A 21,012-nucleotide genomic window follows, 5' to 3' on the forward strand; every position below is an offset into this window, starting at 1 on the left:
AGCGACGCGGCGCTCGATTGGGCGCAACATCTGTCAAGCGAACTTCCCACCTCCCAAAAAAAGACCGCGACCCAAACGGGCCGCGGTCTTTCTTGCCAACCCCTACTGCTGCAGAACACTCGCCTGGTTCGCCGTGCCGAACTGCTGCACCGTCGCCATCTGCGTCGTGCCACTCTGATCGACCGTGGCAATGTTGCCCGTCCCGCCCTGGGTGACATAGGCCACGTTGAGACTGTCGGCCTGCTTGATGGTGATCTGGTTGTCGCTGCCATACAGCTGCGCGGTGAACGCCTGGTTGCCAGTGCCGGACTGTTCGAACTCTGTGCTGTTGCCAGCCCCGTTCGAAAAGCCCTGGGCCAGGTTGGTGGTACCACGCTGATCGGCGACCAGGAGGTTGTCGCTGCCGTTCTGCTCGAAGTACAGCTCGTTGAAGCTGTCGGCCTGGTTGACCGCCGTCTGGTTGCCTACGCCGGTCTGCACGGTGGTCATGATCTGGCCGATGCCATCCTGGGTGAAGTTGGCGACGTTGCCGCCGCCGACCTGGCTGACCGTCGCGCGCTGGCCGCTGCCGAACTGCCCACCCGCTTGCGGGCCCTTCCAGTTGCTGGCGTAGACCTTGTTGGCATTGCCCACCGAAGCGGCACTGAGCACGTGGCCGTCGCCACTCTGGTAGGTGAAGTGAACGTTGCCGCTGCCTTGCTGGTACAGGCCCAGGGTCGAGCCCAGGGATTCGTACTGATCCGCGTAGATCGCGTTGAGATCGCCCATTTGCAGCACCTGGGCCTGGTTGCTTTCGCCGAAGCTCTGATCGACCACGGTTTCGTTGCCTTGCCCGTACTGGTCGATGCGGGCATGGCTGGCGAGCTGGCTGTCCTGCCAGACCTCGTTGCCATTGAAGTCGCCGGACTGGTTGATCGTGACGCTACCCCCGACGCCGTTGCGCTGGTCGCCGTAGGCATAGTTGCCTTCGCCCGCCTGGGTGATATCGATCTGGCCGGCGGTCTGCGCCAGTTGCTCGGCGGTGCCGTAGTTGCCGGTGCCGTATTGAATGATCAAGGCGTTGTTGCCGACCCCCGCCCAGATCTGCTCGATGTTCGCCTCGTTGCCGTCGCCGAACTGCAAGGTCTTGCCGCTGCCGCTGTCCTGGCTCTCCTGGTAGACGAAGGAAAAGTTGCCGTTACCCTGTTGCTGCTGCAGCACGACGTTGCCGCCTTCGCCGATCGACTGGCTGGCATGGGCGATGTTGTAGGCGCCTTGCTGTTGCTGGGTGATGCTGCTGTTGTTCTCGAACAACTGCTCGGCGTAGCCGGCGTTGTAGTCGCCGCTCTGGTACTGCGCGAGGGTGCTGCTCGCGGTGTCCTGCACCGCGGCGGCGTCATTGCCCTGGCCATATTGCTGCTGGGTGGCGCTGCTGAGTGGGGCCTGGCTCTGTTTCACAGCGGCGATGTTGGCGGTACCGAACTGGCTCTGGCTGGAGAGGCTGTCGTCGGCGATGGCCTGGGCACTGGCAATGACCAGGATGGCGGCGGCGAGGGGCGTCAGTTTGAACATGATGAAACCTCCGGGTAGTGCAGTGCGTTAGCGATATTGTCTGACCGAGACGCTCATGCCATTGCCGGACTGGTTGACGGCGCTTTGCAGCCCCGTGCCTGCCTGGTCGATGCTGGCGTCGTTGGCGTTGCCGGTCTGGGTGATCTGGGCGCGGTTGTGGCTGCCGGTCTGGCTGATGCCCGCGCGGTTGCCGCTGCCTTGCTGGCTGATCAGGGCCATCAGGTCGTTGCCTTGTTGCAGGATCCAGGCTTCCTGGTCGCTGCCCGACTGGGTGATGCTGCCGAGCAGCGACTGGCCGCCCTGTTGCACCCGGGCGTTGTTGGCCTGGCCGGTCTGCTCGATCAAGGCCTGCTGGCCGACCGGCGCGGGCAGCTCGCCGAGGTCGCCGCCGGCGCCGAGATCGTCGTTTTCCATCAGGTCGTCGGCCCGCGCGCCCGCGCTGCCGCACAGCAGAAGCAGGCCGAGCAGGGCGGCGGTCGAGAGGTTCATGGACAGGTCCTCTGGCGAGGCGCCCCACCAGCACCGGGCTGGCGGGGCGCGGGCTCAGTTGGCGGTGACCGCGACGGTGCGCACGGTGCCCTGGGACGAGGTGATGGTGGCCGTCGGGTTCGCCGACGGCACCACCGTGGTGGTGTTGCTCACCGTCAGCCGCCAGCGACCGGTGACCGGCACCGTGGTGCTGCCCAGGGTCACGGGGCCGCTCGGCGTGCTCACCTGCACCGTGATGGTGTTGCCGGTGGTCACCGACGAAGTGCCGGCGAAGTCCCAGGTGAAGCGGTTGTTGGAGCGGGCCGAGACGGTTGCTGTGGTCACCGTGAAGGTTTCCGCGGCGGGCCTTGGCGAGACCTGCACGGTGACCGTCGCCGGCGTCGTCGCGAGTGCGCCGAAGCTGTCCCGGGCGATGTAGGTGAAGGTCGTGGTGAAGGCCGTGGTCAGCGTGGCCGGCGGGGTGTAGGTGAGCACCGTGCCATTGCTGGTGACGGTACCGCGCCCGGTGGCCGGCTGGGTGAAGCTGGCCACGGCCAGCGGCAGGTTGCCCTCCGGATCGGTGTCGTTGGCCAGGACGCTGATGGGGATCGCCACGCCGAGGGTCGAGACAGCATCGTTGACCGCCTGCGGTGGCTGGTTCGGCGCAACGGTGATGGTCACCGTGGCCGCGCTGGTCGAAGCCAGGCCCTTGACGTCCTGGGCCTTGTAGGTGAACGAGGTGGTTAGCGGCGCATTGACCACCGCCGGTGGCGTGTAGATCACCGCGGTACTGCCGCTCAGGGCCACCGTGCCTTGTCCGCTCGCTGGCTGGGTCAGGGCGGTGATGCTCAACGGCGTGTTGCCATCCGGATCACTGTCGTTGGCCAGCAGGCTGAGGGTGATCGGTACGCCGAAGCTGGTGCTGCCGCTGTCGGCCAGCGCCACGGGCGGCTGGTTCTCGCCGGTGTTCGGCGCGCTGCCGAGGACCACCACCGGTTCGGTGTCGCTGCCACCGGCGGCGGACTTGACCGTCACGCTCGCGGGCGGCTGGGTCAGGCCGGTGACGCTGAGCCGTTGCAAGGTGCCGTTCTTCGACAGGCGTCCGTAGCCCTGGGCGACCATGTCCGGCACTACCACTTCATCGGTGGACCTGGCCTCGATCAGCAGCGTGCCGGTTTCCCAGTCGTAGCGGGCAGTCTGGATTTTCACCAGGTCGCTGAGCTTGCTCGACACGGCGGTGGGGCGGGTGGTGCCGGCCGGATTGCTCGCGGTGACCACCACCAGCGGCGGTACGGCACCGGTGAAGGCGCGCTGGCCGAAGAACAGACCGTTGTTGTCGCCCAGCAGGTTGCTCAGGCAGGGCGACTGCGGCGGCCCGGCGACCAGGGCGATGGACTCGCGGAAGCACAGCGTGGTACCGGCGGCGGCCTTGGCGAACACTTCCACGCGGGTGCTGCCGCCGCTGCCGGACGGGGTCCGCCGGTACGTCGCGCGGGCGATCTCCACCGGGGTCTGCGCGCGGCTGTCGAGAACCTTGCCGGAGAGGGTGAAGAGGTTGGTCTGGATGGTTCCGCTCGGCCCGCTGATGCGCACGAAGTTGGTGTTGTTGGGGCTGCCGGTGACCGCCTCGGTGAGGTTGGGGTCGCCGACGAAGGTTTCCACGGCGCCGGTGTCCGGGTTCACCTCGGTGTAGGGGCCGTTGACGCTGCGCAGGAACGGGCCGATCGCGCCATTGACCGCGCCGCTGAAGTTGCCCGGGGCGCCGATACCGATGTCACGGGTGATATTGATCGCCCGGCGTCCGGGCGCGCTGACGTTGACGGTCTCCACGCCATAGGGGTGGGTGATGGTGTAGACCCCTGCCGTGGGCACGGACACCCGGATGCGGATGCGCGCGAAACTCTGCTGGTCGCCATCCACCGGGTTTTCCGCGGCGAAGGCGGCCTCGATCCCGGCCACGTAGGCGTCCAGTTCGAAACCGTTGTTGCCGACTGCGGGAATGCTCGCCTCGGCCAGGAACCAGAAGGCTTCCGGTGGCCAGTTGTCGGGAAACACCATCGGCTGGGCGTCATCGAAGATGCCCGGTTCCGCCAGCAGGGTGCACATGTAGGCCGGCGGCACGCTGGCCGCCACCCGCGAGCTCGCGGCCCGGGACTGGCACAGTTCCAGCGACAGCAGGTTGTTGTCCTGGTACCACATGGGGAATTTCCCGGTGGCGAAGGTGTAGGGGCCGGGATCGACCGCGGCGAGTTGCGCGAAGGCGCTGCCGGACAGCGACAGCGTCAGTCCCAGGGCGTTGAGCGCGAGACGTGGCCAATTGTTCATGATGCCTCCTGATGAGGATCCGGGCAGATGAGCGTTCATTGCACGATGACCACTTCTTCGGTGTCGCTGCCGCCATTGGATGACGTCACGCGGACCGTGGCCGGTGGGATGGGCGAGATGCCAGTGGCGAGGCTCTTGACTGCGCCGTCGCCGCTCAAGGCGCCGATGGCCGCGCCGCTGCCCGAAGTCGCGGTGAGGACCGGCGGCGAGGTTTCGTCGCTGGTCGAGGCCTCGAGGGTCAGTTGTCCGGAGCTCAGGCTGTATTCGGCACGCTGGATCACCACCAGGTCGGTGAGGGCCAGGGGCAGGGTGGTCGGCGTGCTGTCGGCAATGGCCAGGTGGTTGTCGGCGGTGACCTGCAGGGTGCTCGGCAGGATCGGGTCGAGCGCGTTCTGCACATACCAGCGCCCGGTGGTGTCGGCCTCGGTCAGGTTCAGCGGCGGGGTGCTGCTGGTCAGGGCGACGCTGCCCGGGGGCGGCGGGGCCATGACGAATACATCCTGCTGGGCGACCGGGCCGTTGCTCCCGGGTTTGCGCGAGTAGGTGCTGCGCTGGGGGATCAGCGGGGTCGGCCGGACCACCGTCGACAACTTGCCGGACACCGCGAACAGCGTGCTGCGCAGGTCCAGGCCACCGGGTCCTTCGATGCGGATGAAGTTGGTGTTGAACGGGCTGCCGGTCACCGCTTCCTCGAGATTCGGGTCGCCGATGAAGCGTTCGGCCGCGCCGGTCAGCGGGTTGGTCTCGGTATAGGGGCCGTTGACGCTGCGCAGGAACGGGCCGATGTCGCCCTTGAGCGCGCCGTCGTAGGTTTGCGGTGCGCCGATGCCGATGTCGCGGGTCATGTTGATCGCCCGGCGCCCGGGGACCTCGACATTGAACACGTCCACGCCGTAGGGGTGGGTGATGACGTAGGTGCCGGCACTGGGCACGTCGACGCGAATGCGGATACGGGCGAAGCTGATCTGGTCGCCTTCCACCGGCTCTTCGGCGGCGAACGCGGCTTCGATGGCGGCACCGTAGGACAGGTCGATGCCGCGCGCAGCGTCGACGATGGTGCCGTCGGCGGTGAACCAGAAGGCCTCGTCGGGGAAGTTGCCGGGAAACACCAGCGGCTGCGCGTCATCGAACACGCCGGGGGTGGGCAGCAGGTTGCACATGTAGCTGGGGGCGCCAGGCGCGCCGGCCACCCGCGAACTGACGGCCTTGGACAGGCACAGGTCGAGGGTTCGGCCATGACTGTCTTGATACCAGGCGGCGAAACCGCCGTTGGCCGGGGTGTAGGGCCCGGAATCGACCGCGAACAGCTGTGCCTGGGCAACGCCTTGGGCCAATGCGGTGACGACCAGGACGGTCGCCGTTTTCGACAGTAAAGGGTGCATGAGTATTCCCTCTATTGGAGACCTGTCCCGTGGGGATGGGTCGGTTGCCGGGGCCGGCGCAACATTCATACCAATCATCGAGAGATGGCCGCGCAGGCCCGCAGGCAAAGGCCTGGCGGCTTGTGGGCGAGGGTCGGGACGCTCGGGTGAGCGGCGTCCTGCCCCCAGGTTTGGGGGCGGATGGGGGTGGCGGGGACTGGGGAATCAGCCCCACCCGAAGTCGGGTGAGCGCCGCTGGCTGGGCTATAACCCTATAGGGGACAGCCTCGGGAACAACTTCCATGAATCTGTTGAGCAGAACGCCTTCGCTCGCCGAGGCTGACGACCACCTGGCCGCGGGCAAGCCGCCGTTCAACCTGCTGCGCTGGTTTTCCCTGATCAGCCTGGCGGTGATCGGCACGGTCGCAGTGGCCCTGGGCAGCGTGTCGTCGCAGTTCGTGATCAGCGAGAGCGTGCATCGCGATGCCCTGCTGACCTCGCAGTTTCTCCAGGCCATTGCCTCGGTCGAGGTGCGGCATGTCTCGCTGCCCGACGTGCGGAGCATGGGTGAACTGCTCGATCCACGCCAGGACCACCGCTTCACCGATGTCGATCCGGCGGCCCGGGCTACCGCCCGTGCCGAATTCCTCGACCATATCGAGCACCTGCCGGACGTGATCCTGGCCAACATCTATGCGCCCGACCGCACGGTGATCTGGTCCACCAACCCGGAACTGGTGGGGACGAAGATCCATTCCGACGCCGACCTGGAGCAGGCCTTCATCTCGAAAGCCCCGGTTTCGGCCAGCTATCACAGCGTCGATGAAGCGCGCATGGAGCAGAAGTTCGTGGTGCCGCCGACCTTCATCTTCCTCGAGAACTACATCCCCCTGTTCGATGCCGACGGCGCCAACGTCACGGCCATGGTGGAGATCTACAAGGAGCCCAGCGACCTGATCGACCGGATGCAGCGCGGGCTGCTGCTGATCTGGCTGGCCACCGTGGTGGGGGCGGGGCTGATCTACCTGGGGCTCTACTGGATCGTGCAGCGGGCCGCGAAGCTGCTGGCGGTGCAGCAGAAGCAACTGATCACCGCCGAGACCTTCGTCGCCCTCGGGGAAATGTCCTCGGCGGTTGCCCACAGCCTGCGCAATCCCCTGGCGACCATTCGTTCCAGTGCCGAACTGGCGCTGGAGTTCGACAGCGGCGCGGCGCACAGGAACATCAACGACATCGTCGGCCAGGTGGACCGCATGTCGACCTGGGTTCGCCAACTGCTGCAGTCCCTGCGCCCGATCGGCGACGAGGCCGAGCCGGTGGACCTGCTGGCGACCCTGCGCGACAGCCTGGCGACATTCGAGGCGCAGATCGCCAGGGCCGCGATCCAGGTCGAGTTCGAGGCGGCTGGCGCGCCGTGGGTGCTCAGCCGCCAGGCGCCGCTGAGCCAGATCCTCGGCAGCGTGCTGTCCAATGCATTGGAGGCGATGGACAAGGGCGGCACCCTGCACATTCGCCTGGACTCAAGTGACGCGCGGCGGGTCGAGCTGGTCTTGAGCGACAACGGCCGGGGCATGAACGAAGATCAGCGCAGCATGGCGTTTCGACCGTTTTTCACCACCAAGCAGGGCGGCCTCGGCGTCGGCCTGGTGCTGGTCAAGCGGATCATGGAGCGCTTCGGCGGCTCGGTGAGCCTGCAAAGCCGCGAAGGCGAGGGTACCTGCGTGCAGTTGTCGTTTCGTCGCAGCCCCGCAAAACGGGTGTGAACCTTCCCCGTTTGCGGGTGGCATTCCCCAGTCCTCTCTCTCAAGCTCACCATCGCTGCGATAACCCATTGATTTCATTGGTCAATAATCAATGAAATCAATAGTTACAAATATGGCGGCGTTCTTGCACTGACCCCCATCACCCCCTTCATGAGTCCGAGGTGGTTGGTGATGGACATGAAAGCGCGTTCTTCCCTGAAACGCCTGGCCGTGGTGACGCCGTTGAGCGTCCTGCTGTCGATGCTGCTCGGTACGACCCTGCTGCGGGCCAGCCCGATCGACGATGAACGACAGCCCGAACCCGGCGACCCGTCAGCCTACAGCGACGAAGCGGCAGACAAGCCGGCAGCCCTGAATGCCATCCTGACGATGCCGGAAGCCAACCTCGACGCCTTCGACCTGCCCGATGATGTCAAGGGCAGCCGGGACACTCCGCGCCAGGAGAACAGCCTGCCACCGACCGTGCAGACCTCGTTCAACTACCCCACCAACGGCAAGCCGAGCCCGCTGTTCGGCGCCCAGCCCTTCACCCAGCAACTGCTGCTGTTCGAAGAGTTCGGCCCGGAACCACTCGACCCGACCACCCCGGCGGCACCCCTGGGTTTTCCAGCGCCGGCCACCGGCCCGCTACCGCAGCAGGACCCGCTCAGCGTGGCGCGCAGTGCTCCGCCGGGCGCGGCCCTCGATGCCTTCCTGCGCCAACCGGGGCTGACGCCGTTCCCCAGCCAGTACGCCAACGTGGTGGACCGCAACCCCTGGCAGGCGCAGATCGAAATGTTCCTCAACCGCCGCATCGGTTCCTCGGCCGAAGGTCGCCCGCCGGGAAAGGGCTGGTCGCACCAGCGCTGGAACGAGTTCTACCCGCAGCAGGCCTACAAGACCGTGCAGACCGGCGTGCGGGTCAATGGCGGCCTGCGTGACAGCCGGCAGATGCACGGCTACGCCGTGGGCGAGTTCGCTGTCGGCGGGCTGTATCACAACGTCGCCGGGGTGCCAGCCACCGACGGCACGGCCAGGGGCATCGAGCCGCGCTTCCACCCGAAAATGCCGGTGCAGAAGCACAATTCGGTGTGGACCTTCGACGGTACCTTGCCACCGAAGCTGCTGATGGTGCGCTACGGCCAGCCACTGCTGATGCGCCATTACAACGGCTTGCCGATCGACCCGGCGGCGAACATGGGCTTCGGCCTGCACACCATCAGTACCCACGAGCACAACGGCCACGCGCCGGCGGAAAGCGACGGTTACGCCAATGCGTTCTTCTTCCCCGGGCAGTACTACGACTATCGCTGGCCGGTGCAACTGGCCGGCTACGACAGCATCAACACCGACGCCCGCGACCCGCGCGCGGCGTTTCCCTGCGCGCCCGGCGAAACCCTGTGGACCAACGACCTGAGTCCGGGACGCAAGACCTGCGAGAACGGCACGATCAGGATCCGTGGCGACTGGCGGGAAACCATGAGCACCCACTGGTTCCACGACCACATGCTCGATTTCACCGCGCAGAACGTCTACAAGGGCAACGCGGCGATGATGAACTACTACAGCGCCCTCGACCGCGGCAACGAGTCGGTCAACGATGGCGTCAACCTGCGCTTGCCCAGCGGCAGCGCGCTGGCCTGGGGCAATCGCGACTACGACGTCAACCTGGTGCTGGGCGACAAGGCCTGGGATCAGGACGGCCAGCTGTGGTTCAACCCGTTCAATACCGATGGCTTCATCGGTGACCAGGTGCTGGTCAACTGGCAGTGGAAACCGACCCTCGACGTACGCGCCCGCAGCTACCGCCTGCGCCTGCTCAACGGCTCGGTATCGCGCTACTTCAAGCTGGCCCTGGTGCGCGAGGTCAAGGGCAGCGGCGGCGAATTCCAGGGGCCCAAGGGCTCCGGGGTGTCCTATGCCCGGGTGCCGTTCCACCTGATCGCCAACGACGGCAACATCATGGAGCACAGCGTGCCGTTCGACGGCTCCATGGACCTCGACGGCGACGGCGACAAGCAGAACCACAATGCGATCCTGCCCACCCAGGGCATCGCCGAGCGCTTCGACATCATCGTCAACTTCGCGAAAAACGGCATCAAGCCGGGGGACAGGCTGTTCCTGGTCAACCTCCAGGCCCATGACGACGGCAAGGGTCCGAAGGAGCCGATTGCCCTGGGCGACGTGCTCTCGGAGAAATACCTGGCGGTGATCAAGCAGTCGAGCAAGGGCCCGCAGTGGGACAAGGGCGACCCGGCCGTGGGCAAGGTCCTGCAGTTCAACGTCAAGGCCTACACCGGCCAGGACCTGGCCATGGACCCGGCCGACTATGAACCCGGTCGGCCAGGCAAAGCGCAGGGGCGGGTGATGATCCCGCTGAAACTCCATCGCGAGAATGCCGCCGACAAGGCGCTGCTGGCCAGGACGCGCCACCGCACCTTCACCTTCGGCCGCTCCGACGGTACCGATGCAGCCCCCTGGACGGTCAAGACCGACGGCGGCTTCGGCTTCCATATGGACCCGCGGCGGCTGAACGCCTCGCCCCAGCTCGCCAGCGGCCCCACCGATGCCGGCAGCAGCGGCTTCGGTACCCTGGAGGTGTGGAGCATCAAGGCCGGCGGCAAGGGCTGGAGCCACCCGGTGCATGTGCACTTCGAGGAAGGGATCATTCTCAGTCGCGGCGGCAAGGCACCGCCGGAATGGGAAAAATGGGCACGCAAGGACGTCTACCGCATCGGCTCGGAAAACGACGGCCTGGACAGCGTCGAGCTGGCGATCAACTTCCGCGAGTTCGCCGGTACCTACATGGAGCACTGTCACAACACGCAGCACGAGGACAACTCCATGCTGTTGCGCTGGGACGTGGAGAAACCGGGGCAGTTCCAGTTGATGCCGACGCCCTTGCCGAGCTGGGATGGCGTGCACTATGTCAACTCCGCCGCCTTGCCGACCTTCCGCAACGGCGATGGCCTTGGCCCGCAGATCCAGGTGAACAAATGAACCGCCAGGCCCTGGGCATGCACCTGGTGTTGCTGCTGGTCAGCGGCCTGCTCGCGGCGCAGGTGCTGCTGGCCCCAGGCAGCGCGGCGGTGCCGGTCGACGAGTCGGCCACGCCCTGGGGCGCCGACTACTTTCCCAACACCCTGCTGACCGACCAGGACGGGCAGCAGGTGCGCTTCTTCGATGACCTGATCAAGGGCAAGGTGGTGGTGATCAACTTCATCTTCACCGCGTGCAGCGAGGCCTGCCCGCTGGAAACCGCGCGCCTGCGCCAGGTGCAGAAGCTGCTGGGGGACCGGGTCGGGCGGGACGTGTTCTTCTACTCCATCAGCATCGACCCGCTGAGCGACACCCCCGAGGTACTCGCTGCCTATGCCCGGCGCTTCAAGGTCGGGCCGGGCTGGCGCTTTCTCACCGGCGACTTCGCCGAGATCAGCGAACTGCGGCGCAAGCTCGGGCTGTTCATCGAGGGCGTCGACAACGGGCGCAGCCGTGATCACAACCTCAGCCTGATCGTCGGCAACCAGCAGACCGGGCGCTGGATGAAGGCCTCGCCCTTCGAAAATCCCTGGATCCTCGCCGACCAGCTGGGCAACAGCCTGCAGAACTGGAAGCAGCCCAGCGACGCGCAGAGCTATGCCAGCGCGCCCGAGATTCGTCCGCCGAGCAGTGGCGAGGAGCTGTTTCGCACCCGTTGCGCCTCGTGCCACAGCCTTGGCCCGGAGGATGGGCAGAACACCGGTATGCGCAGCATCGGCCCCGACCTGATCGGCGTGACCGAACAGCGCGATCCGGCCTGGCTGAGCCGCTGGATTGGCGAGCCGGACCGTCTGCTGGCGGAGCGGGACCCGCTCGCCCTGGCGCTGTTCGAGCGCTACGACAGGGTCCCGATGCCCAACCTGCACCTCGACGAGCAGGCGGTGCAGGCGATCATCAGCTTCCTGCGCGACGAGACGGCGCGCCAGCGAACACCGATGGCGCAGGTTCAATAGTGGCAAATGGCGCCTACACTGATGCGCATCACGCAGGAAAAGGCGGATGCCGTAGAACGGGGGATACTCATGCCTTTACCCGACCAGCCAGTCCCTGTGCCCGATGCAGAGCCGCGTCCGGGGTTGCAGGGGCAGTTCAACCTGTTGCGCTGGTTTTCAGTGGGCAGTTTCCTGATCATCAGTGCCGTCGCGCTGGGGTTGGGCTACGTGTCCACGCGGTTTGTCGTGAACGAGAGCATCGAACGCGACTCGATCCTCACCGCGCAGTTCATCCAGGCCATCGGCGCCGCCGAGATCCGCCATGCCGCGATCCATCCCGAGCGCACCATGGGGGAAATGCTCGACCCGCGCCAGGACAACGCCTACCCGGACGTGACGCCGGCATCCCGGGCAACGGCGCGGACCGAGTTCCTCGAACATGTGCAGCACCTGCCGGACCTGCTGCTGGCCAATGTCTATGCGCTCGACCGTACGGTGGTCTGGTCGACCAATCCCGACCTGATCGGCTTGCAGATCGAGGATGACGACGAGCTGGATCACTCCTTCGAAATGAAGGAAACGGTGTCCACCAGCTATCACGAGATCAACGACGAACGTCCCGAACAGCGGCTGCTGCGCGAGCCGCAGTACCTGTTCGTGGAAAACTACATTCCGATGTTCAATGCCGACAAAAGCCATGTGATCGCCATGGTGGAGATCTACAAGGAGCCTGCGGACCTGGTGGCGCGTATCCAGCGCGGCTTCAAGAACATCTGGCTGGCCACGCTGCTGGGCGGCCTGGCGATCTACCTGGCGTTGTTCTGGATCGTCCGGCGCGCCGCCCATCTGCTGGAAAGCCAGCAACGGCAACTGATCGCCAACGAGACCTTCGCCGCCCTCGGCGAAATGTCCTCGGCCATCGCCCACAGCCTGCGCAATCCGCTGGCGACCATCCGCTCCAGCGCCGAGCTGGCGATGGATATCGCCAGCCAGGGCGCGCAGAAGAACATCGGCGACATCATCAGCCAGGTCGATCGCATGTCCCGCTGGGTCCGCGAGCTGCTGGCGTCCATGCGTCCGAGCAACGACGACGGCGAGGCGGTGGACCTGGTCGCAGCCCTCGAGGACACCCTGAGTGCCTATGACGCGCTGATCCGGCGCAACGCTGTCGAGGTGCACTTCGAGGCGCCTCTGGTCGAACCGGTCGTCAGCCAGCCGGTGCTGCTCACGCAAATTCTCAATAGCCTGTTCGCCAATGCCCTGGAAGCCATGCCCAAGGGCGGCGTGCTGACGATCGACATCGACCCGTCGCATCCCGGACAACTGGGCATGACCTTGAGCGATACCGGCAAGGGCATGAGCCCCCAGCAGCAACAGATGGTCTTCAAGCCGTTCTTCACGACCAAGCAGGGCGGGCTGGGCGTCGGTCTGGCGCTGGTGAAAAGAATAATGGAACGTTTTGCAGGCTCGGTCGAACTGACCAGCCGCGAGCAGGAAGGAACCCGCGTGCGACTCAACTTCAAGGTGGCAACGGGAGGCGACTATGGAACACAGCATTCTGCTGGTCGAGGATGATGAACTGCTGGCTGAAAACATCCAGACCTACCTCGAACGCAAGAACTTCGAGGTCACGGTCTGCCATTCCGCGGAAGAAGCGCTGGAGCAGTTGGGCAGCTTCGTGCCGGACGTGGTGCTGACCGACAACTCGCTGCCCGGCATGAGTGGTCACGACCTGATCCAGAAGCTGCGCATCAGCGCGCCGGACCTGAAGGTGATCATGATGACCGGCTACGGCAACGTCGCCGATGCGGTGATCGCGATGAAGGAGGGCGCCTTCCACTACGTCACCAAGCCCGTGGCGCTGACCGAGCTCAAGCTGCTGCTGGACAAGGCCCTGGCCACCGAACGGCTGGAGCGCACGCTGTCGTTCTATCAGGAGCGGGAGGCGCAGAAGTCCGGGGTGCAGGCGCTGATCGGCGAGTCGGCACCGATGCAGCAGCTCAAGGCCACCATCGCCCAGTTGCTCGATGCCGAGCGGCGCATGGCCAACACCGACCTGCCACCGGTATTGGTGGAAGGGGAAACCGGCACCGGCAAGGAGCTGGTGGCGCGAGCGCTGCATTTCGATGGGCCACGCAGCAAGGGCCCGTTCATCGAGTTCAACTGCGCGGCGATTCCCTCGAACTTGCTGGAGTCCGAGCTGTTCGGCCATGAGAAAGGCGCCTTCACCGACGCCAGGGAGCGCCGTACCGGCCTGGTCGAGGCGGCGGACGGCGGCACGCTGTTTCTCGACGAAGTCGGCGAGATGGACCTGCAACTGCAGGCAAAGCTGCTCAAGCTGCTGGAGGACCGGACCATCCGTCGGGTCGGTTCGGTCAAGGAGCGCAAGGTCGACCTGCGGGTCATCAGCGCCACCAACTGCAACCTGGAACAGATGGTCCAGCAGGGAAAATTCCGCCGGGACCTGTTTTTCCGCCTGCGCATCATCTCGATCAAGGTGCCGCGCCTGAGTGCCCGGGGCCAGGACATCCTGTTGCTGGCCCGGCACTTCCTCGCCAGCCATGGCAAGCGCTACGGCAAGCCGAATCTGCATTTCAGCGAGCAGGCGCAAGAGCTGCTGCTCAACTACGCCTGGCCAGGCAACGTGCGCGAGCTGCGCAACATGCTCGAGCAGACCGTGTTGCTGGCACCCAGCGACACCATCGCCGCGCACCAGTTGAACGTCTGCCACGGCCTGGTGGACGACCTGCCCGTACCCCAGGAGGCCCCGCATCCGGAGCCCCGGCCGCCGCACAACGGCACTGAATCGATGAACCTGCCGGAGGTCGAGCGCGACATGGTGCGCAGGATGCTCGACAAGACCGACTGGAACGTCACCAAGTCCGCCCGCCTGCTGGGACTGAGTCGCGACATGCTGCGCTATCGCATCGAGAAGCTCGGCCTCGAACGCCCGGACAAACGCCACTGGTAAGGACCTGTCAGTGGCGCAGGCAGGCGAGCTGGCACGCCGGATCGCTGACTTCCTCGTTGACATGGACGCCGTGCTCCGCGTCGTAGACGCGGATGAAGACACGGGCCGTGGTATCGGTGACCGTCGGCAGGCGCGAATCGGCAAAGCTGTGCCGGCTGGCGACCGGGACGAAGGTCTGCGGGGCTCTCGGGATGTAGCTCTTCGGCGCTACCGAACTCAACGACGGCGGGAACGGATGGGCGAACGGCTGGTCCGCCCCGTAGTAGATGAACGTGCTGCTGGCGTCATGGCCTTGCAGCGGGCTGTCGTCCGCCTGGGTGGCAGCGACAAGACAGAGCGCCAGCAACGGCGCGAGATCGATCGGTTTCATGGCAGCACCTGCCGGCAAGCGGCTGATACGTGATCCCCAAGGCCAATAACTATAGCGTCCCGGCGCCTTCTCCCCCTTTCCCATGTCTTTGCTTGCGACCACGGCCGTGGCTGGAAAGGGCGGTTGTACACCCGTGCGACGACGTTTTACCCCCTTGACCGACCATCAGATGCGATAAGTCGTGATTATTTAATCTTATATTTCAACGATTTCATGTTCCACCATTGACTAAATTGGTATGTAAATACATGATACGTACCACATTATGAAATTGCAGGAAAAGGCAACATGGCCCGCGGTGGTATCAACAAGGCAGTCGTGCACAAGGCCCGTCAGGCGATCCTGGCCCGGGGCGATCACCCCAGCATCGACGCGGTGCGTATTGAACTCGGGAACACCGGGTCGAAGACCACCATTCATCGTTATCTGAAAGAGCTGGAGATCCAGAAGCCGCCGGCCACCACCAGCGTGCCGGACCTCAGCGAGTCCATCAGCGCCCTGGTGCGGCAACTGGCCGAGCAGTTGAAGGAAGAAAGCGACAGCAAGGTCGCCGAGGCGCAGAAGTCGTTCGACGTGGAACTGGCCGGGCTGAAGACCCAACTGCACGACAGTCAGCAGGCCCTGGCCGCGGCGCAGCAGCAGTTGCAGATCCAGGGCGCGGCGCTGGCGGCGGAATCGGCCGAGTTGGCCACCACCCGCAGCACGCTGCAGAGCGAGCACACGCGCAATGCGACCCTGAGCCAGGCGGTGGGCGAGCTGAACCTGCGCCTGGCCGACAAGGACGAGCAGATCGCCTCGCTGGAAGACAAGCACCAGCACGCCCGTGATGCCCTGGAGCACTACCGCACCGCCAGCCGCGAACAGCGCGAGCAGGACCAGCGCCGCCACGAGGCGCAGGTGCAGCAGTTGCAGGGCGAGTTGCGCCAGTTGCAGCAGACGCTGATCGTCAAGCAGGACGAAACCACGCGCCTGAACCGCGACAACGAACGTCTGCTGGTGGAAGCGCGGCATATCCAGCGTGAATCGCAGCAGCTCAAGGACCAGTGCGAGCACTACATCGGCGAAGGACGCACCCTCAGCGCCAACCTGGCGCAGTCCCAGGGGGCCCGCGAAGAGCTGCAGCGGCAGAGCCAGACGCTGGCGGCGCAGCTGGAGCAGGTCAGTGGCGAACGGCGCCAGTTGGCCAAGCAGGTCCAGCAACTGGAGGCTGGTCTCGAAGCACTGCGCCAGGCGCAGCAGACACCGCCCGCCGATCCCGCGGAGTAAGGATCACAGTGCCTTGCGCATGGCGCAGCGGTCCGACAGGCCGAGTGCCCGTTCGTGCTGCAGTTGCCAGCGGAGAAACTCGCTGGCCTGCGCATCGTCCAGACGCTGGAAACCCAGTCGGGCATAGAAGGGGGCATTCCAGGGCACTGTGGCGAAGGTGGTCAGGGTCAGCGCCCTGAAGCCTTCGCCACGGCCCCAGGCTTCCACGGACGCCAGCAGCTTGCGCCCCAGACCGTGCCCCTGGCTGGCCTGGGCAACCGACAGTTCTTCGATGTGCAGCGCGTCGTCCTGCGCGCTGGCGCAGACGAAGCCCAGCGCCTGGTCGCGCTCGTCCACCGCCAGCCAGTGCAGGCCCTGGGCGATGAAGGCAAGGTGCTGTTCCACGCTCAGCACGTCGTGCCCGGCCAGCCAGGCCAGGTTGTCCAGGGCAAGGAACGACTGCGCCGCCGAGCGCTCGATGGCCGGGAGCAGGAAGGCGTCTTCGGGGCGGGCAGGGCGGATGCTCATCGATACCTCGAATGGGTTGCGGGGGCACACCTTACCAGCATCGGCCCGTTGATCGGCTGCCCGGCACTCCGTTGCCAGGGTCTGCTCGAATGAGGACATCCCGATGGAGATCCGAGCCATGAACAACACCCCCGAACCCCATGACGACCCGCTGTGGAAGGACCCCCTGGCCAATCCGCAGCGCGAACATGATCCGGTCACCGATCCGAATGTCAATGGCGACCGGAAACGGCCGACCGGCCCCGGCGATGTCAAGCACGAACCCTACGAGCCGGAGCAGGGCAGGATAGTCCCGGAGCCGGACCAGCCAACGCCGTTGTCGGACGAGCGGCGCTAGGTGACCGCGCTCGCCAGGCAGTTGCAGGCCCTGCATCGCCAGGGCTTCGTCGTCCTGCCCGGCGTGGTGGATGCCGGGCAGGTCGAACGGCTGCGGGCGGCCATCGCCCGGCTCGAACCTGAACACTGGGACTACAGCGGCCTGCTCGATCATTTCAAGTGCGTGTTCAACCGCGACCCGCTGTGGCTGGCGTTTCTCGACCTGCCCGGGGTGATCGAGCTGGCCGAGGCGGCGCTGGGCGAGGATTGTCACGTGATCGGCCAGACCGCCTGGCGTTGTCATCCCGGCTATCGCGGCCTGCCGCTGCACCTGGATTACCTGGCGCTGGCACTGCCGGAGAAATGGCTGAGCGATCCTGCCTTCGACTTGCCGATGTTCATCTGTACGGCGCAGTTGTACCTGGACGATATCGACCTCGACCTGGCCCCGACCCGGGTAGTGCCGGGCAGTCACCGTGCCGGCAGGGCGCCGCTGGCGGGCGAGGAGAACTGGCGGGGGCAGGCGGCTCAGCCTGTGCTGTGCAAGGCCGGCGATGTCCTGGTGTTTCGCAGCGAGCTCTGGCACGCCGGCAGCGACAACCGCACCCCCGACCGGATGCGGCGGCTGCTGCAGATCCACTATGGGCGGCGCATGGTGGCGCAGAAGTTTTCGCCTTATCTGCACTGGCGCTTCAATCCGGATGTGCTGGGTGCGGCGACCCCGCGGCAGTTGCGCTTGCTGGGGGATCATCGGGAGGCGGAGTACGACTGAAGGAACCACCAGACGTTGTTGAGCCACATCAGGCGCGGGTTGCACGGTGATTCAGGAATGCCACCCCAACCAACGTCAGCAATGGCAAGCCATGAAAGATCACGATCACCACCGCTGGCGAAAACCACACATAGAACGGCGCAACGATCAGCATGCCAATCCCGAATCCGGTCTGCTGCAACAGCGTCATCAGGCTGAATACCGGCAATCGCAGCTGTTCCGGCTCACTCTGGATCCGCGAGATCAGACTCACGTCGGAAATACCATCACCAATCCCCGCCACCGCAACGAAAGCCAGTGCCCACGGGATTGCGCCCTGTTGGAAGGTGCCAATGAATCCCAGGGACATCAGTGCGACGCCGACAAGAAACAACCGTTCCAGCCGCAGAACCGCGCCGCGGCGCAGCAGGCCATCGGCAACCCGTGCGCCGGTGAATTTCCCCGCAGCCCAGACGGCCAGCAGCAGCCCCATGGTCTTGCCCGCGGACGCCGGCGTGATCAGTTCGGAAAGAATTGGAAAGCCCACGTTGTGCGCGGCGCTGCCTAGGGTATCGGCGATAGTGACCAGCAGCATCCCGCCCAGGATCGGCGCCGAGCGCAGTCCTGAACGAAGGTGGCGCCATTCCTGCCGTTGACTCTGCGCAGGGCTCGGCGTTGGCGTAATGAGGAAACGCAATGGCAGCACGCAAAGCCCTGCGAGCAGGCAAACCACGATGTTGAGCAGGAACACTGCCTCATAACCGATGCTGGCCAGAAGGATCCCCGCCACCAGACTGCCGGCTACCGCGCCCATCGCGGACAGGGAAGTCAACCAGGCGTTGGTGGATATCCGCCGGGATTCCTCCACCCACCAGGGTAACTGGCTGTTCAGGCCTATCGCGAACATCGAATTGCCCAGACCGATTCCCAGTGCGATCGCGGGCAATACGTACAGTTGCAGGCCAGGCGGCAGGATCAGCAGCAAGCTCAGCAATGAGGCACGCAGAATATCGAAGGCCAGCAACGAGAATCGCCCCCGAAAGCGCCGGAAGAATGGCACGCCAACGAGGCTCGCCAGCACACCTCCCGTAACCCGGCAAGCGAGGAACAGACTGACCTGCAGCACGCTCTGGCTCAGCATATAAACGTAGGTGGACAGCGCGACCATGTTGAGGAATGCGCCGAAGTCGGAGAAGAAGCGGGCGGTTATGATCAAGCGGATATTTGTGCTGTAAACAGAAAGTCCTCCCAGGGTCATAACGGCGCCTTCCATGCAGACTTTCGGCAACTCACGATAAGCATGTCTCTCCAGGCCTGAGTCCCTAATGCTTTTTGCCTGACTGCCGATGCTTGGGGACAGCACTGGCGATCATCAATTAATAAATTCAAGGTGATCCCACTGAGTGCATGACTTAATGAAAGTTCGTCCCAACAAGCATTGCGCTGCTGCCAGCGCCAGTCAGTCCATTGTTTATCTATCCCTGACGTATTTTTATTGATGATCATTGGAAGTGAAACTCCACATGCCCTTGAAGAAAAAGTGTCGCGACCTTGATGGTAGGAGCGCGCCGATCATCCTTGCGACATAAGTGGACTGAGTCAGCAGGGCTATTCCTGTCGAGCAGCAGGAAACATCCCGTTAGCAATAAAGATATTTCCTACTTTGTAATTAGTGAGCAGGTTTCCCTGGATGGACCGGGAAATATGCATATTCAGAGGGTTCGAAGCTTGTTTCGCAGAAAAGTCGAAGAAACAGCAGACTTCTTTCTTGCCGCTTAAAAATTACCGTTTTGAATGTCATGGTTTCTGAAATGCTTTCATAACGGCTTGGCTACCAAGCTAATGCGGTAAGCAGATCTCTACTCAATTCGGACGTTTCCCCAATCCCTCCTGCCGGTTATAGCTACCACCCCATAACCAGCGAGCCCACCATGACCGATATCCAGACCTGCGAAGACTCCGGCGTCCTCATCATCACCTTCAACCGCGAAGCCAAGAAAAACGCCATCACGGTGGCGATGTACCAGACCCTGAGCGAAACCCTGCAACGGGCCGCGAGCGACCCGGAGATTGCCGTGGTGCTGTTCCACGGCAGCGAGCAGGCATTTTGCGCCGGCAACGACCTGGCGGATTTCCTCAGCCAGCCGCCCGACGGCCTGGACGCTCCGGTGTGGCAGTTCCTGCGCACCGTTGCGACCTTTCCGAAGCCACTGGTGGCCGCGGTTTGCGGCGTCGCCGTAGGTATCGGTACGACCCTGCTGCTGCACTGCGACCTGGTTCATGCCGGCAGCAACGCCCGTTTCAGCCTGCCGTTCGTGAACCTGGGGCTGTGCCCGGAGGCGGGTTCCAGCCTGCTGCTGCCGCGCCTGTTCGGTTACCAGCGGGCCGCCGAGGCGCTTCTGCTGGGCGAGCCCTTCGATGCCGAGACGGCGGCAAGGGCCGGGTTGGTGAGCCAGGTGCTGGAACCTGCCGAGGTGCTGCAAAGCGCTCTGGCCCAGGCGCGCAAGCTGGCGAGCAAACCGCTGCAGGCGCTGGTCGAGACCAAGCGCTTGCTGAAGAGCGACGAGGTCGTGGTGCGTATCGATGAGGAGGCGCGGGTCTTTGCGCGCATGCTGGAGAGCGATGTGGCGCGTAAGGCGATTGCGGGTTTCAGGGGTAAGTAGAAGAGGATGGGGTATTGGCATGGGGCGGGAGATTGCATCAGTGTGGTGCTGTCTTGAGGCTTGCGGCGCTCTCACGATCGATTGCCTGCCTGGCCCTCGATCATTGCGAAATGATTAAATTTTAATCAAATTAACGAACGCTCATTCAGAGCAGATTACCGAGGATAGACCGGTGAACGATTTCCGCGACCATTTCGTTGTGGACTCCGGCGACGTCAAGTTAAAGAAGAATCAGCTCAGAGGAGTCACTTCGTCATGGCAACCACCGCAAAAAAACGATCAATCACGGCTCACATTCCTGTTCAGCTGGCTGAAAAAGTCGATTTGATGGCTGAGCGGTTGGAGCGCTCCAGGAGCTGGATCGTCAAACGAGCGCTATTGGCCTGGATTGATCAGGAGGAAGAGCGCAGCCGCCTGACCCGCGAGGCTCTGGCCGATGTTGACGCGGGCCGAGTGATTGATCACCGGGCGGTTCAGGTCTGGGCGGATAGCCTCGGTACCGACACCCCGTTGCCGGTACCACGCTGCTGACCAACCCACGCATTGGTGAACGGCTGGAAGAATTCGAACCCCGTGATGTACGCCGAATTCAGGTCGGCCATTACGAGATGCGCTACGAGATAGTGGATTCGACTATCTACCTGCTGCGCCTGTGGCACTCCCGCGAGGACAGGTGAATGGACGGCCCGCAAAGGCTCGGAAAACCTTGGCGCAGGATTTTTCCGAATTCTGCAGGCTCCCCGAATAGACA

At 64.5% G+C, this 21,012-nt stretch carries 18 protein-coding genes and 1 pseudogene; 11 read left to right on the forward strand and 8 right to left on the reverse strand.

Translation table 11 applies throughout. From position 1 onward, the window contains the following. Positions 1 to 102: 102 nt before the first annotated feature. The 4 genes from RTI28_RS15815 to RTI28_RS15830 are packed head-to-tail and all read right to left on the reverse strand — an operon-like array spanning position 103 to position 5,726. The gene (locus RTI28_RS15815) at positions 103 to 1,551 is read right to left on the reverse strand and encodes a curlin (RefSeq protein WP_316921315.1); all 1,449 of its coding nucleotides are present in this window, start codon (positions 1,549 to 1,551) and stop codon (positions 103 to 105) included. A 27-nt stretch (positions 1,552 to 1,578) separates the two neighbouring features. Then, on the reverse strand, positions 1,579 to 2,040 hold the full coding sequence (locus RTI28_RS15820) for a curlin (RefSeq protein ID WP_316921316.1): 462 nt from the start codon (positions 2,038 to 2,040) through the stop codon (positions 1,579 to 1,581). A gap of 54 nt (positions 2,041 to 2,094) precedes the next feature. Further along, positions 2,095 to 4,344, reverse strand: a complete 2,250-nt coding sequence (locus RTI28_RS15825; RefSeq protein ID WP_316921317.1) for an Ig-like domain-containing protein — start codon at positions 4,342 to 4,344, stop codon at positions 2,095 to 2,097. Between the two features lie 35 nt (positions 4,345 to 4,379). Further along, positions 4,380 to 5,726 (reverse strand): hypothetical protein, encoded by a 1,347-nt coding sequence (locus tag RTI28_RS15830; RefSeq protein WP_316921318.1) that lies wholly within the window; start codon positions 5,724 to 5,726, stop codon positions 4,380 to 4,382. Between the two features lie 281 nt (positions 5,727 to 6,007). On the opposite strand from RTI28_RS15830, the gene RTI28_RS15835 reads away from it, so the two are divergent. The 5 genes from RTI28_RS15835 (at position 6,008) to RTI28_RS15855 (ending at position 14,389) form a co-directional block, all read left to right on the forward strand. After that, entirely contained in the window at positions 6,008 to 7,468 is a 1,461-nt protein-coding gene (locus RTI28_RS15835) for a HAMP domain-containing sensor histidine kinase (RefSeq protein WP_316921319.1), read from the forward strand. A 171-nt stretch (positions 7,469 to 7,639) separates the two neighbouring features. Beyond that, complete coding sequence (locus RTI28_RS15840) at positions 7,640 to 10,447, forward strand: multicopper oxidase domain-containing protein (protein WP_316921320.1); 2,808 nt, start codon at positions 7,640 to 7,642, stop codon at positions 10,445 to 10,447. Continuing rightward, complete coding sequence (locus RTI28_RS15845) at positions 10,444 to 11,439, forward strand: SCO family protein (protein ID WP_316921321.1); 996 nt, start codon at positions 10,444 to 10,446, stop codon at positions 11,437 to 11,439. The genes RTI28_RS15840 and RTI28_RS15845 overlap by 4 nt, the downstream gene beginning before the upstream one ends. Before the next feature lie 69 nt (positions 11,440 to 11,508). Further along, entirely contained in the window at positions 11,509 to 12,993 is a 1,485-nt protein-coding gene (locus RTI28_RS15850) for a sensor histidine kinase (RefSeq protein WP_316921322.1), read from the forward strand. Next, positions 12,962 to 14,389 carry a sigma-54 dependent transcriptional regulator gene (locus RTI28_RS15855; protein WP_316921323.1) on the forward strand — a complete coding sequence of 476 codons (1,428 nt, stop codon included), beginning with the start codon at positions 12,962 to 12,964 and terminating at the stop codon, positions 14,387 to 14,389. The genes RTI28_RS15850 and RTI28_RS15855 overlap by 32 nt, the downstream gene beginning before the upstream one ends. A gap of 7 nt (positions 14,390 to 14,396) precedes the next feature. On the opposite strand, the gene RTI28_RS15860 is transcribed toward RTI28_RS15855, so the two are convergent. Next, positions 14,397 to 14,759: a hypothetical protein gene (locus RTI28_RS15860; RefSeq protein WP_316921324.1), complete on the reverse strand. Its 363-nt coding sequence runs from the start codon at positions 14,757 to 14,759 to the stop codon at positions 14,397 to 14,399. A gap of 288 nt (positions 14,760 to 15,047) precedes the next feature. On the opposite strand from RTI28_RS15860, the gene RTI28_RS15865 reads away from it, so the two are divergent. Further along, positions 15,048 to 16,025 carry a DNA-binding protein gene (locus RTI28_RS15865; RefSeq protein ID WP_316921325.1) on the forward strand — a complete coding sequence of 326 codons (978 nt, stop codon included), beginning with the start codon at positions 15,048 to 15,050 and terminating at the stop codon, positions 16,023 to 16,025. A gap of 3 nt (positions 16,026 to 16,028) precedes the next feature. Here the strand turns inward: RTI28_RS15865 and RTI28_RS15870 are convergent, their stop codons facing one another. Next, a complete protein-coding gene (locus RTI28_RS15870; protein WP_316921326.1) occupies positions 16,029 to 16,532 on the reverse strand; it encodes a GNAT family N-acetyltransferase in 504 nt (167 codons plus the stop codon). A 118-nt stretch (positions 16,533 to 16,650) separates the two neighbouring features. Here RTI28_RS15870 and RTI28_RS15875 point away from each other — a divergent pair, with 118 nt between their 5' ends. Together RTI28_RS15875 and RTI28_RS15880 are read left to right on the forward strand one after the other, a co-directional pair. Continuing rightward, positions 16,651 to 16,869 (forward strand): hypothetical protein, encoded by a 219-nt coding sequence (locus RTI28_RS15875; RefSeq protein WP_316921327.1) that lies wholly within the window; start codon positions 16,651 to 16,653, stop codon positions 16,867 to 16,869. Beyond that, the gene (locus RTI28_RS15880; protein ID WP_316921328.1) at positions 16,870 to 17,619 is read left to right on the forward strand and encodes a phytanoyl-CoA dioxygenase family protein; all 750 of its coding nucleotides are present in this window, start codon (positions 16,870 to 16,872) and stop codon (positions 17,617 to 17,619) included. A 28-nt stretch (positions 17,620 to 17,647) separates the two neighbouring features. Here RTI28_RS15880 and RTI28_RS15885 read toward each other — a convergent pair whose 3' ends face one another. Then, entirely contained in the window at positions 17,648 to 18,871 is a 1,224-nt protein-coding gene (locus RTI28_RS15885) for an MFS transporter (RefSeq protein WP_316921329.1), read from the reverse strand. Beyond that, the gene (locus RTI28_RS15890) at positions 18,853 to 19,104 is read right to left on the reverse strand and encodes a hypothetical protein (protein ID WP_316921330.1); all 252 of its coding nucleotides are present in this window, start codon (positions 19,102 to 19,104) and stop codon (positions 18,853 to 18,855) included. The genes RTI28_RS15885 and RTI28_RS15890 overlap by 19 nt, the downstream gene beginning before the upstream one ends. A 425-nt stretch (positions 19,105 to 19,529) precedes the next feature. Between RTI28_RS15890 and RTI28_RS15895 the strand changes: the two genes are divergently transcribed. From RTI28_RS15895 to RTI28_RS15905, 3 genes and pseudogenes are all read left to right on the forward strand, one after another. After that, positions 19,530 to 20,261, forward strand: a complete 732-nt coding sequence (locus RTI28_RS15895) for an enoyl-CoA hydratase (protein WP_316921331.1) — start codon at positions 19,530 to 19,532, stop codon at positions 20,259 to 20,261. Positions 20,262 to 20,516: 255 nt separating this feature from the next. Further along, entirely contained in the window at positions 20,517 to 20,792 is a 276-nt protein-coding gene (locus RTI28_RS15900) for a ribbon-helix-helix domain-containing protein (RefSeq protein WP_316921332.1), read from the forward strand. Then, positions 20,786 to 20,938, forward strand: a pseudogene (locus RTI28_RS15905) (type II toxin-antitoxin system RelE/ParE family toxin); the annotation flags it as partial. The gene RTI28_RS15900 and the pseudogene RTI28_RS15905, both read left to right, overlap by 7 nt. Positions 20,939 to 21,012 lie beyond the last annotated feature (74 nt).

Source organism: Pseudomonas sp. zfem002 (assembly GCF_032621685.1).
Classification (GTDB): Bacteria; Pseudomonadota; Gammaproteobacteria; order Pseudomonadales; family Pseudomonadaceae; genus Aquipseudomonas; species Aquipseudomonas japonica.

What these genes read in the sequence shown, in the direction of transcription:
- RTI28_RS15855 (WP_316921323.1), top strand. Translation starts at nt 12,962, where the DNA reads ATGGAACACAGCATTCTGCTGGTCGAGGATGATGAACTGCTGGCTGAA.
- RTI28_RS15815 (WP_316921315.1), bottom strand. Translation starts at nt 1,551, where the DNA reads ATGTTCAAACTGACGCCCCTCGCCGCCGCCATCCTGGTCATTGCCAGT.
- RTI28_RS15830 (WP_316921318.1), bottom strand. Translation starts at nt 5,726, where the DNA reads ATGCACCCTTTACTGTCGAAAACGGCGACCGTCCTGGTCGTCACCGCA.
- RTI28_RS15825 (WP_316921317.1), bottom strand. Translation starts at nt 4,344, where the DNA reads ATGAACAATTGGCCACGTCTCGCGCTCAACGCCCTGGGACTGACGCTG.
- RTI28_RS15875 (WP_316921327.1), top strand. Translation starts at nt 16,651, where the DNA reads ATGAACAACACCCCCGAACCCCATGACGACCCGCTGTGGAAGGACCCC.
- RTI28_RS15850 (WP_316921322.1), top strand. Translation starts at nt 11,509, where the DNA reads ATGCCTTTACCCGACCAGCCAGTCCCTGTGCCCGATGCAGAGCCGCGT.
- RTI28_RS15835 (WP_316921319.1), top strand. Translation starts at nt 6,008, where the DNA reads ATGAATCTGTTGAGCAGAACGCCTTCGCTCGCCGAGGCTGACGACCAC.
- RTI28_RS15845 (WP_316921321.1), top strand. Translation starts at nt 10,444, where the DNA reads ATGAACCGCCAGGCCCTGGGCATGCACCTGGTGTTGCTGCTGGTCAGC.
- RTI28_RS15865 (WP_316921325.1), top strand. Translation starts at nt 15,048, where the DNA reads ATGGCCCGCGGTGGTATCAACAAGGCAGTCGTGCACAAGGCCCGTCAG.
- RTI28_RS15885 (WP_316921329.1), bottom strand. Translation starts at nt 18,871, where the DNA reads ATGGAAGGCGCCGTTATGACCCTGGGAGGACTTTCTGTTTACAGCACA.
- RTI28_RS15840 (WP_316921320.1), top strand. Translation starts at nt 7,640, where the DNA reads ATGGACATGAAAGCGCGTTCTTCCCTGAAACGCCTGGCCGTGGTGACG.
- RTI28_RS15870 (WP_316921326.1), bottom strand. Translation starts at nt 16,532, where the DNA reads ATGAGCATCCGCCCTGCCCGCCCCGAAGACGCCTTCCTGCTCCCGGCC.
- RTI28_RS15900 (WP_316921332.1), top strand. Translation starts at nt 20,517, where the DNA reads ATGGCAACCACCGCAAAAAAACGATCAATCACGGCTCACATTCCTGTT.
- RTI28_RS15895 (WP_316921331.1), top strand. Translation starts at nt 19,530, where the DNA reads ATGACCGATATCCAGACCTGCGAAGACTCCGGCGTCCTCATCATCACC.
- RTI28_RS15860 (WP_316921324.1), bottom strand. Translation starts at nt 14,759, where the DNA reads ATGAAACCGATCGATCTCGCGCCGTTGCTGGCGCTCTGTCTTGTCGCT.
- RTI28_RS15820 (WP_316921316.1), bottom strand. Translation starts at nt 2,040, where the DNA reads ATGAACCTCTCGACCGCCGCCCTGCTCGGCCTGCTTCTGCTGTGCGGC.
- RTI28_RS15890 (WP_316921330.1), bottom strand. Translation starts at nt 19,104, where the DNA reads ATGATCATCAATAAAAATACGTCAGGGATAGATAAACAATGGACTGAC.